Consider the following 11,199-nt stretch of genomic DNA (forward strand, 5'->3'; position numbering starts at 1 on the left):
CCAAACCCTCGGCATACCCCCCGGCACCGTCAAATCCCGCACCCACCTCGCCCTCCGCTCCCTCAGACAAGCCCTCACCAACCGCGGATACACACCATGAGCCGACGACGGACCGGCCCATCCCGCCCCCTGGAACACCGCCGAGCGAGGACTGCGTGACAAAGAATCAGACGCCCGGAATCGGCGTCCGCCGTCCGGTCCGCTCCCGGCGCGGGGCCCTCATCATGCTGGCCTCCACGGTCGCACTCCCCGTCCTGGCGGCGTGTACGCGCTCCGACAGACGCGGAGAGTCCCGAGAGAAGCCCTCGGCCGCCGCGGACGGGAAGGGAATTCCTGACACCCGGGCCGTCGGCGGAGTGCCGACATCCCGGGAGACGCAGCGGTCCCCCTTCCCGATGACCTCGGTCGGGCTCAGCTGGACGGGGCCGGAGGAGGGCATCCGCATCCGCTTCCTGGACGCGTCCGGGACCCCCTCCTCCTCCTGGACTCCTGTCGCGGCGGCGTGCCCCTGTGGACGTGACGCGGCGCGGGGTGAGAGGCGGACCGCGGTGTCCCGCGCCCTGGTGCCGGCCGACGACGCCCGGGCGTACCAGGTGGAGTACCCCGAGGACATCGACATCCTCAGCGGCGTCGTGATGGACACCGTCCACGGGCCCGAGCGTCCCCGGCCGACCCCCGCCGCCTCCCGGCGGAAACCGTCGCGGAAGAGCCGCCCGGGCCTGGACGACCTCGGTGTGATCGGCCGCGCCGAGTGGGGCGCCGACGAGACGAAGGTGACGGCCCGGCCGGCGTTCTCCGACGCCCAGGCGCTGACCGTGCATCACACGGTCACCACGAACGACGACCGGGACCCGGCCTCGACGATACGAGCGATCTTCGAGCTGCACGCCGTACAGAACGACTGGGGCGACATCGGGTACCACTTCCTTGTCGACTCCTCAGGCCGCGTCTACGAGGGACGGGCCTCCGGGAACAGTGGGCTGCCCGCGCACAACGAGGCGGCCCAGGTGGTGACCGGATTCCACACGGCGGGCTTCAACACCGGCAACATCGGAGTCGCCCTGCTGGGAGACATGAGCAGGCAGGCACCCTCCGCGGCGGCCCGGCGGTCCCTGGCACAGCTCCTGGCGACGCTGTCGGGTCTCCACGACCTCGACCCGCTGTCAGAGATCACCTACGTCAATCCCGTCGGCGGCGCCCGCAGGAAGACATCTCCCCTCAACGGCCACGGCACCTGGACGTCGACGGAGTGTCCGGGCACGGAAACCGACATCGAGGAGCTGCGGAAGGCCGTGGCGGAAGAACTGGCGCTCTAGCGGTGCGGAAAGGTTCAGCGCCGATGACCGACACGCTCTCCCGCACCGTGTCTTCCTCCCGCGACGCACCGGAGCGCGTCCAGGAGATCGACGCCGTGCGCGGCTTCGCCCTGTTCGGCATCCTGGTGGTCAACGCACAACTCATCTCCGGCGCCTACTTCCTCGGACACACGGATGTCTCCGGCGTCTCCACCGACTGGGTCGTCACCGGGCTGGTCGATGTCGTCGCCGAAATGAAGTTCTACCTCCTCTTCTCCTTCGTCTTCGGCTACAGCGTGGCCCTGCAGCTGCGCCTGCCCGTGCCGGCGGGTTCCTCCTTCACCGCCCGGTACGCCCGTCGGCTGCTGGCCCTGTTCGTCCTCGGTGCCTGTCACGCGCTGTTCCTGTTCTCCGGGGACATCCTCACCGCGTACGCCGTGCTGGGTTTCGCGCTCTACTTCGTCCGCGGCCTTCCGCCCCGCACGCTGGTACGCATCGGCGCGGTGACGCTGGTCCTGTTCTGTGCCTTTCTGACAGCGGTCGGTGTGTTCGCCATCGTGTCGTTGCCCTACACGGCGGTGGACGCGAACGCGGTCACGGCCGCCTTCGCGGACACCTCGTCCCTGTACCGGGGCAGCGCGGCCGACGCGCTGCACGCCCGAGCCGCCACGCTCGGCGCGGCCGCCGGAGGGAACATCGTCTTCGCCCCGCACATCTTCGCCGCGATGGTGTTCGGGCTGGCCGCCGGAAAGACGCGGCTGCTGCAGCGAGGCACCCACAGGCCGGACAGACTGCGCCGCGTCGCGCTGTACGGCCTCCTGATCGGCGTCCCGGGAAGTGTCTTCATGACAGCCTGCGGCAACGGTCCCCTGGGACGTGAGTGGCTCTACCTCGGCAAGGCCATGGGATCGGTGACCGCGCCCGCGCTCACCGCGTCCTATGTCTGCCTTCTTCTCCTGCTGTGGCGCACCGGACGGTTCGAGAGGATCCGCGTGGCGCTCGCCGCGGCGGGACGGATGTCCCTGACCAACTACCTGGCGCAGTCGCTGGTTCTGACGATGGTCTTCACCGGCTACGGCCTGGGGCTGTACGGACGCGTGCATGTCGCTGTCCTCATGCCGGGCTGCGCCGGTCTGTACGGCGTTCAGGTGTGGGTGAGCGCCCGGGTCATGAGCCGCTACGGGCACGGGCCCGTGGAACGGCTGGTGCACCGTGTCGCGGCGGCGCGGCGCTGACGTCTCACGCGTGATCGCCGTCCACTGCCCCGGACCGGGCGGCGACCCGGTTCCGGAGATCGCGCAGTCGCGCCCGGACCCGCTCCGCTGCCTGCGGATCGAGCTCTTCGAAGACCTTCAGCGCAAAGCCCCATGCGTCGCGAGCGGCACCCCACGCGCCCGTGGCGAGGCAGGTCTCGGCCAGATGCTCCATCGTCTCGGCCTCGTTGAACGTGTCCCCCAGTTGCCGGTCGAGGTGAAGGGCGCGCTGGTAACAGCCGAGAGCCTGCCGGTGGTTGCCGAGCTGGTGATGGATGTAGCCGAGACTGTCCCAGGTGGCGGCCTGGGCGACCCGGTCACCCACCTCACGGAGCAGTTCGAGTGCCCGTCGGCAGTAGCCGAGCGCCTTTCGGTGGTCGCCGGTCTGCCCATAGGTCCATCCGAGGTTGTTCAGGGCACTCGCCTGACCGGTGGGATCGCCCGCCAGCTCGAACTGCTCCACGGCCCGGTGGACGTGCGGCAGAGCCGCGGCGTAGTCGCCCTGACGGGCGAGGATCAGGGCGAAGTTCCCATGGCAGCGCGCCTGGCCGATGAGATCATCCAGTTCCTCGAAGATCGCGAGGGCCTGCCGCAAGTGGAGACGGGCCTCCGTGACGTGTTCGCTCTGGGCGTGGGCGCGGGCCAGATTGCGGTGGACGTGTGCCTGTCCCAGGCGGTCCCGACCGCGCAGCACCGCTGCCAGTGCGATGTTCTGCAGGGCGATCTGGTCCTCCCAGCGCCCTGTTCGTTGCAGGTATTCCATCAACGACCAGGCGAGTTGCCACGCCTGCGCCTCGCGGCCCGGAGTGGCTCCCGCTCGTTCGGTGACGTGGAGCAGGGCCTCGTTCTCCTTGTCGAACCAGGCAACCGCCCGTTCCGGGTCGGTGATGTTCTCGGGATCGACGCCGGCGGGGGCCGGTTCGAGGTCGAGCGACGGCAGATTCACCGCGAGGGTCCGGGCCGCCGTGTAGGCGGTGTGCAGGTAGTACGCGAGCAGCCGGTCGAAGGCTCCGGTCTCCGCACCGTCCTGCTCGCGCAGAAGTTCCGCGGCGTACTCCCTCAGCAGGTCGTGCATGACGAAGCGACCGGGGGTCGGCTCGTCGACGAGGTGGGCGGCGGTGAGTTCGGCCAGCAGACTCCGCGCCCGGGAGACCGGGAGGGCCGCCAGGGCCGCGACCGTCGCGAGGGAGCAGTCCGGAATCGGGGCAACGGCCATCATCCGGAACAGCCGGGCGGTCTGCGGGGCCAGCCCGACAAAGGACCAGGAGAAGACCGATCGTACGTCGAGGCTGCTGTCGGCATCGCTCAGGGCGTCCATGACACTGGGCGCGCCGCACAGTTCGTCGGCCACGGCGGCGAGCGACGTCTCCGGCCGGGTACGGGCACGGGCTGCGATCAGGGCGAGGGCCAAGGGGAGTTGCGCACTGCGGTCGATGATCCTTCTGGTCGCCGTGGGGTCCTCGTTCACCCTGTCGGCGCCCAGACGGCGGACGAGGACGTCGCGGGCCTCGGCTTTCGACAGCGCGCCCAGTCTCAGGTGATGTGCTCCGTCCTTGACCACCAGGTCGGACAGCTGGTTCCGGCTCGTGACGATCGTCAGGCACCCCGGTACGGCCGGCAGCAGCGGGCGGATCTGATGGGCGTTGCGCGCGTTGTCCAGCACCAGGAGGACACGGCGTCCGGCGATCAGGCTCCGGTACAGGGCCGCCTGGGCGTCCATGTCCGGCGGCAGTCTGTCCGCAGCCACTCCCAACGATTCCAGGACGATGCGCAGGGCGCTCTGTGTGGAGACGGGGGCCTCCTGCGCGTCGTATCCGTGGAGGTTGAGGTAGACCTGCCCGTCGGGGTAGTGGGCCGCCAGAAGATGGGCGACGTGGACGATGAACGTGGTCTTGCCCACGCCCGCCGAACCCACCACCACGCACAGCGTGGTGCCGGCGTCCCGTCGACGGCCGGCTTCGGCGAGGGATTCCACCTCAGTCACTTCTTCGTGGCGTCCGGCGAAGACCGGCAGATCGTACGGAAGCTGTGCTGGTGCGGCGGTGGGGGCGTGTCCGACCGAAAGGGCACCGGCCCTGGGCGGCAGGCCGGTCGATGGCGATCCGGGCTCCCGTTCGGGACGCAACAGGGCCGGGTCACCGCGCAGAATCCTCTGGTGCAGGTGCCGCAGGCCGGGACCCGGGCCGACGCCGAGTTCAGCCGCGAGCAGCAGATGGGTCTCCTGATACACCTCCAGAGCCGCTGCCTGCCGCCCGGAGCGGTACAGGGCGAGCATCAGGATCTCCCGGAAGCGCTCGTCGAGAGCATGATCGGCGACAACACTGTTCAGTTCAGCCGTGATCTCATGGTGCGCCCCCATCCTCAGTTCCGTCTGAAACTTCGCCTCCAAGGCGTCGAGGCGCAGCTGGTCGAGCCGGGTCCGCTGCATCTGCGCCCAGCTGCCGGGGAGGTCGGCGAGTCCGTTTCCCTGCCACAGCGCGAGCGCGTCCCGCAGCAGAGTGTGGGAGGTCGCGAGGTTTCCCTCGCGACGCATGCGCTGCGCCTTGGCGAGGTTGTCCTGGAACACCGACATGTCGAGGACGTCGGACGCGAGGTGTACCCGGTATCCGCTGCCCACCGACTCGATGACCGGCTCCGGCGGGGTGCCCGCCTGTTCCATGCTCCGCCGCAGGCGGTGAATGTAGATGCGCAGGGCATTCGTGGCCGATGCGGGCGGGCGGTCCCCCCACACGGCGTCGATCAGGTCCTTCGCGGACACCGGCAGGCCCTGCCGCAGCAGCAACGCCGCCAGGACCACACGTTGTTGAGGGCTGCCCAGCCCTATCTCCGCCGAACCCCGCCAGGCCCTGACCGGGCCCAGCACGGTGAACCTCACGGCGCTATTGCTCACTTCACTCCTCATGCGACAGCAAACCGGATGTGCCTGTTGGGTGCCACGTGGGAACCTTTCGCCCTCACAGATCTCGGATCGACATCGGTACCGCACGAAACCGCCATAGGACCGGCAGGTGGGCACAGGGCCCCGGCGTGGGAACGGCCGGTGCGTCGTCCTCGGGCATGACGGACAGAGTGGCGAATCGTCCCTCTCGACGTGCCGACGGCCGAGGACCGTCTTTCTGCTTCCGACGTCCGGCTTCGGAAGTGAAAGAGTTCTCCTTCGTCCGCGATTCGGCATGCCAGGGTCCGTGGCACTGCCCCTTCCTACGTGGCCCGACGCCCGCCGGTTCTTCCGCCCGGGAATTTTTCGCCGTCCCCACGCGGGCCGCCGAACTCGTCGCCCGCACCTGTGAACCGCCTTCTCGGCCGCCCCGTATTGCAGGACCGAAGCCTCCTGGAACAACCGGGAGCGGTCGTTGAAGGAGATTTCATGTTTCGCAAGCACCTTGGACTGGTCACTGCCGGCACGGCGGCGCTCATGCTGCTCACGGCGTGTGGTGGCGGCGATTCCGATGCTTCGGGATCGTCGGACGGCGTACAGAAGGCAGCGGGAGGTCAGGGCGGTTTCGCCACATCCGTCACCCTGATCCATGACAAGAACTTCGCCGAGAACGGTTCCTCAGGACTGAAGGGAGTCGGCTGCAAGAACGTCAAGTTCGATAATGCCGCGTCCTCTCTGCAGGCCCAGGGATCGATCATCATCTGGACCGGAGCGAACTGCACCGGAAGCTCGAAGAAGGTTCAGGGAAATATTCTCGACCTCGGGACCATCGGGTTCGACAACAAGATTTCCTCTGTGTTCTTCGGCCCGAAGGCCGAGCAGCCCGCCACCGGCGGCAGCAGCAGTCCGACCGGCGGCGCCAAAACCGGATCCGCCATCCTTCTCGACGACCCGAACGACCAGTCCGAGAACAATGTGGCACGGGGCGTGAGCGGCGCGGGCTGCAACAACGTGCCCGCCCCGGGCTCGGCGTCGGCGATCGTTCACATGAGCGGTCCGGCCCGGGTGTGGGACAAGGCCAACTGCCAGGGCGAGGTCCGTGTGATCAATACGAACACTCTCGACCTCGGGACCATCGGGTTCGACAACAAGATCGCCTCTATCCGCTTCATCTGATTCCCTGCCTCTCCAGGATTTCCTGCCTGCGGTCGGCGGAACGGAAGCACACGCCGACTGCAAGCCTGCGGCATCATCACAGAACTCTCCGAAATCGAAAGAGAGCTGGACGATGGTGTATTAAGTGAAGAAGACCGCCCTCATCTCTGCGGCTGCCCTGGAGATCAGCATGGCGGTAACGAGCGGGGCTGGCCGCGACCTCTCCGGATGCTTCTTCCACCGTGATGCTCGCCGGGTGCGGCAGCGCCCCTTTCCACTGCCACGGGGTGACAGACTTCGGCCAAGTCCGCCCGTGCCCGTTCCCTCGCGGGAGCGGGCACGGGTTTTTCGCGTGCCCGCTCCCGGGCACGCGGCGGGCTTCTACCCGTCCGAAGAATGCGGCCAGGTTTCATGCAGGCAGCGACGGTACTCGGGAAGCCATTCCGAGTGGTATATGTGCGCCATCCCGGCCGGGAAGGCCGAAAGGATTTCCTGCGACTCCGTCTCGGCGACTCCGTCGAGCAACCACGGCAGCACGTGACCCAGATTGTCCTGCGCCGCCTGGACGGCCAGGACATAGGACTCGACCCGCCTCCAGTCGCCGGGAGTAAAACACCTGAGAGCCGGCGGAATCACCTCTCTGTCCTCCCAGAACGAAACATCTGTGGCTTCCCCCTGAAAACGGATGAAGGAAATCTGCGCCAGTTGTGGCGACTCTCCCAGTTTCAGCACCGAGATGAGCCGACGCCCCGCATCCATCCGGGAGACACCCAGCGTCTCGTACCGCAGATGCATCGAGTTGACGACCGAGTCGAATTGCGGCCCCTTGCTGTGCAGACAGCTCCAGAAGACATCACTCATCGCGCGCTGGTGAAGCGTCATCACCTCGGAGAGTCTGTGCCACCACTTCGTCAGCGTGGCCGCACGCCCGCTGGACAACTCCCCCGCAGAGGCCAGCAGCAGGCGGAACCGTGCCAGGTCCCGAAGGTACTGCCTGCTTACCAGTGGCATGAACACCACGCCGGCCTGCGCAAGCGTCATCTCCCCCGCGCCGGCTGCCGGCCGACAGGGCGCTTCCTCATTGATCATCCAGACTCCTGTGGGTATGCGAGACGACGCTTCGGCGGTCCTGCGCGCCCTCCCCGGCCACCGATTACAACCGGCGCTTCTGTCGTTCCTCTGTCCTGCCGCTGACCGGCCCCGGCCGGAACCCGGGCACCCGATCCGTGTCCGCCGTCCAGCGTCGGCACAGGCACGTCCCGCCCCTGAGGTTTACTGCACGTATGCACTTCCAACTACTCGGACCCGTAAGGGCGTTCGCGGACGACGGCGCCGAGATCCCGTTGCCCGGGGCACGGTCACGGGCCGTGCTGGGGCGGCTCCTGCTGGCCGAGGAGCAGTCGGTGGCCCGGGACGTTCTGATCGCGGAGCTGTGGCAGGAGGGCGATGCCAAGAACCCGCTCAACGCTCTGCAGGTACAGGTCACCAAGCTGCGGGCGAGCCTGTCGGCCGACGGCGCCGGGACAAGGATCGTCACGGAGGGCTCGGGATACCGGCTGCGGCTGTCCCCCCTCGACAGCAGCGACATCAGTCTTTTCGTGAATCTGCTCGCGGCCGGCAGGGAAGCCCTGGCGACCGGGCGTCACGGCACGGCCGAGACGACCCTGAGGGACGCGCTGGCCCTGTGGCACGGCGACGCCCTGGCCGACATCCCCATGCAGGCGTTCGAGGCGGACCGGTTGCGACTCGAAGAGCTCCGGGCCACAGCCCTGGACGACGCGATCACCGCGGGCCTGGCGACAGGGCGGGCGAAGGAACTCATACCCGAACTCCGGTCACTGGTCACCAGACACCCGCTGCGCGAACGCTCACGCGGGCAGCTGATGCGTGCCCTGGAAACGGACGAACGGCACGCCGAGGCCCTGGAAGTCTACGGTCAGGGCAGGGATCTGCTGCTGTCCGAACTCGGCCTCGATCCATCCCCCGAACTCACCGACCTGCAGTCCACCATACGTCTCTCCGCGGCGGGCCGGTCGGATCCTCCTCCGCACAACGGTCCGCAGAACACCGGCTCCTGGCCGCATCGCCCCGACGGCAACCTGCCTCGCCCCCTGGGCCCGTTCGTCGGGCGCCGGAGCGTCCAGGCCGGACTGATACGCGCGATGTCCCACCACCGCATCGTCTCGATCGTCGGTCCCGGCGGGGTCGGTAAGACACGCCTGGCCCTGGAGGCCTGCCGGGAGATCCAGCAGTCGTACGACGGGGCGTGGTGGACAGAACTGGCCTCCGTGCACGAGAGCGGCCTACCGCAGACGCTGGCCTCCATGATCGGCCTCACCGGCATCGAGGGTGCCGACGCTCACCCGGACTCCGTTCACGAGGAACGCCTGGCCACCTTCATCGGCGACAGGGCCGTCCTTCTCACCCTGGACAATTGCGAGCACCTACTCGCCGACGTCGCCCCTCTGGTCAACCGGCTGCTGAACAGATGTCCGCACCTGACCATCCTCACCACCAGCCGTGAGCCGCTGTCCGTGCCGGGGGAATCCCTCTGTCCCCTGGATCCCCTGGGACCGGAGGACGCCGCTCAGCTGTTCAGGCTGCGCGCCACCGCGGTCGATCCGTCCTTCCGCGCGGACAACGACACCTTGAGGGACATTCGCGAAGTCTGCCGCAGACTGGACGGCCTCCCGCTGGCCATCGAACTGGCCGCCGCCCACACTCGGCTCCTCCCCGTCGGCGAGATCTCCCGCCGGCTCGACGACCGCTTCCGCCTGCTCACCCGCGGGGGGCGGACAGCCCCGCAACGGCACCGAACACTGCTCGCGGTCCTCGATTGGAGTTACGCCCTTCTCAACGACGGGGAGAAGCAGACACTGACCGAGCTGGCCGTGTTCACCGGCGGTGTATCCGTCCAGGCGGCCGAACAGTTCTCGTCGTCCGGCAACGGCGGAAAGCCGGGTGCGCCGAACATCCATGTGCTGGGCCAGCTCGTCGACAAGTCGCTCCTCATCCCGGCCCACGGCCCCAACGGGGCGAGACTGCGCATGCTGGAGACCATCCGCGAGTACGCACTCGACAGACTCACGACGGAGGGCCGCATCTCCCAGGCGTACGAGCGCCTGACCGCATGGGCCATGGAGATCGTCAAACAGGCCTCGATCGGCCTGAGTTCCGCCCGGCAGGCGTACTGGACCTCGGTGATATCGGAGGAGCTGCCGAATCTGCGCGCAGCCACGGAACATCTGATCCGGAGCGGTCGCGCTGCGGAGGCGCTCATCCTCCAGGGCGGAATCTCGTACTACTGGTTCGTGAGCGGAAAGGAAGAAGAAGGCCTCGACCTCATGCTGCAGACGTTGAAGGCCTACGACGCTCTTCCCCCCGGCGACCGCCGGGCATCCCCCGAGTCGGAGCAGGGCCTGTCGTTCGTCCTGTCCTGGATCCCCTGGCTGTCGCACACGACAGGGCATTCGGACAATGCCGCGGTGTACGGCCGGCGTCACCACGAGCACTGGATCCGGTCACACAGCCCCCTCCTTGACCTGGTGGGACCGGTGGGCGATGCCCTGCACGCCATGCTGGCGGGCGACGCGCGTGCCCAGGTCCTGTTCGAAAAGGCGGCGACCGGTCTCGCGGGAACCGGCATGCACTGGGCCGAGTCGGTGCTGCGCGGCTCCTGGTCGTCCCACTGCCTGCGACTGGACGACACCGCTGGGGCCAGGCAGCAGGCGAGCATGGCGGTGGACGCCGCACGGGTCGGCGAGGACGCCTTCGCCCTGGCGTTCTCCCTGATACTGCGCGGTGACGCGGACGAGTACGAACACGAGGACGCCGACGCACGGGAAAGCTGGACGGAAGCGAGCCGCACACTGCGCGAGATCGGTGCCCGCATGCGATATGCGTACGCCCTGCTGCGACTGGCGTACCTGGATCAGAAGAACGGGGACGTGGCCTCGGCCCACACCCGACTGGACGAAGTGGAACAGGTTGCCTCGGAGTTGAGCTCTCCCAACCTGTCAGCCGCCGCCATGAACCTCAGAGGCGTGGTCACGCTCCGCGACGGGCGCTTCGAAGACGCCGAGGATCTCTTCTTGCGCGTGCGGAACGGGCCGAGGACACAGCCGGGACGCAAGGCCGTCGCGAGCTTCGTGCTGGAGCTGATGGGATCGGCAGGAGAGGGCACCGCCGCGAGGGTGCGACGACGGGCGGCCGGCGACGACGGGCTCGAAGCGCCGTTGTCCGATCCGGTCGCACGCCGCGCGGTGGAAGCCGTCATGGCCGGACGAAGAGAGGAATCACCCGAGCGCAGGCTGCGAACCATGGGCATGAGGGACGGCCAGGGACCCTCCACTCTGGCAGCGTTCTGCTGAGGGCGCGGCACATCCGGACACGAACCTGAAGGACCGGACGTGGCGACCATGCTGCGGCATGGCCACCACCGTCACGCACGGCCCGATCAATGTGACGCCGAAGGGACAAGGCCCGAGGCAGGAAAGGCAATTGCCGTCTGCCGGCGGGTGCTTGTGGGTGGTTGTTCAGGTGGGGTTGGGGATGGTGATGAGGGTGGTGCCGTCGGTGTTCTGGATGATGTAGGTGGTGATGTCGTGGGTGGGTGTGG

Annotated in this window: 7 protein-coding genes; 5 read left to right on the plus strand and 2 right to left on the minus strand. The window is 68.1% G+C overall.

What is annotated here, in order from left to right:
* Nucleotides 1-155: 155 nt before the first annotated feature.
* The gene (locus tag ACH4DZ_RS44720) at nucleotides 156-1,316 is read left to right on the plus strand and encodes an N-acetylmuramoyl-L-alanine amidase (protein WP_398295555.1); all 1,161 of its coding nucleotides are present in this window, start codon (nucleotides 156-158) and stop codon (nucleotides 1,314-1,316) included.
* A 23-nt stretch (nucleotides 1,317-1,339) separates the two neighbouring features.
* Complete coding sequence (locus ACH4DZ_RS44725; protein WP_398295557.1) at nucleotides 1,340-2,530, plus strand: DUF418 domain-containing protein; 1,191 nt, start codon at nucleotides 1,340-1,342, stop codon at nucleotides 2,528-2,530.
* Between the two features lie 4 nt (nucleotides 2,531-2,534).
* Here ACH4DZ_RS44725 and ACH4DZ_RS44730 read toward each other — a convergent pair whose 3' ends face one another.
* Nucleotides 2,535-5,438 carry a BTAD domain-containing putative transcriptional regulator gene (locus tag ACH4DZ_RS44730; RefSeq protein WP_398295558.1) on the minus strand — a complete coding sequence of 968 codons (2,904 nt, stop codon included), beginning with the start codon at nucleotides 5,436-5,438 and terminating at the stop codon, nucleotides 2,535-2,537.
* 477 nt (nucleotides 5,439-5,915) lie between these two features.
* On the opposite strand from ACH4DZ_RS44730, the gene ACH4DZ_RS44735 reads away from it, so the two are divergent.
* Nucleotides 5,916-6,602, plus strand: a complete 687-nt coding sequence (locus ACH4DZ_RS44735; protein WP_398295560.1) for a hypothetical protein — start codon at nucleotides 5,916-5,918, stop codon at nucleotides 6,600-6,602.
* Nucleotides 6,603-6,962: 360 nt separating this feature from the next.
* Here ACH4DZ_RS44735 and ACH4DZ_RS44740 read toward each other — a convergent pair whose 3' ends face one another.
* On the minus strand, nucleotides 6,963-7,670 hold the full coding sequence (locus ACH4DZ_RS44740; RefSeq protein WP_398295561.1) for a hypothetical protein: 708 nt from the start codon (nucleotides 7,668-7,670) through the stop codon (nucleotides 6,963-6,965).
* Between the two features lie 194 nt (nucleotides 7,671-7,864).
* Between ACH4DZ_RS44740 and ACH4DZ_RS44745 the strand changes: the two genes are divergently transcribed.
* Both ACH4DZ_RS44745 and ACH4DZ_RS44750 read left to right on the plus strand, forming a co-directional pair.
* Nucleotides 7,865-10,951 (plus strand): AfsR/SARP family transcriptional regulator, encoded by a 3,087-nt coding sequence (locus tag ACH4DZ_RS44745; RefSeq protein WP_398295562.1) that lies wholly within the window; start codon nucleotides 7,865-7,867, stop codon nucleotides 10,949-10,951.
* 58 nt (nucleotides 10,952-11,009) lie between these two features.
* The gene (locus ACH4DZ_RS44750) at nucleotides 11,010-11,174 is read left to right on the plus strand and encodes a hypothetical protein (protein WP_398295564.1); all 165 of its coding nucleotides are present in this window, start codon (nucleotides 11,010-11,012) and stop codon (nucleotides 11,172-11,174) included.
* Nucleotides 11,175-11,199: the final 25 nt, after the last annotated feature.

The organism is Streptomyces sp. NPDC017991 (assembly GCF_044328075.1).
GTDB lineage: Bacteria > Actinomycetota > Actinomycetes > Streptomycetales > Streptomycetaceae > Streptomyces.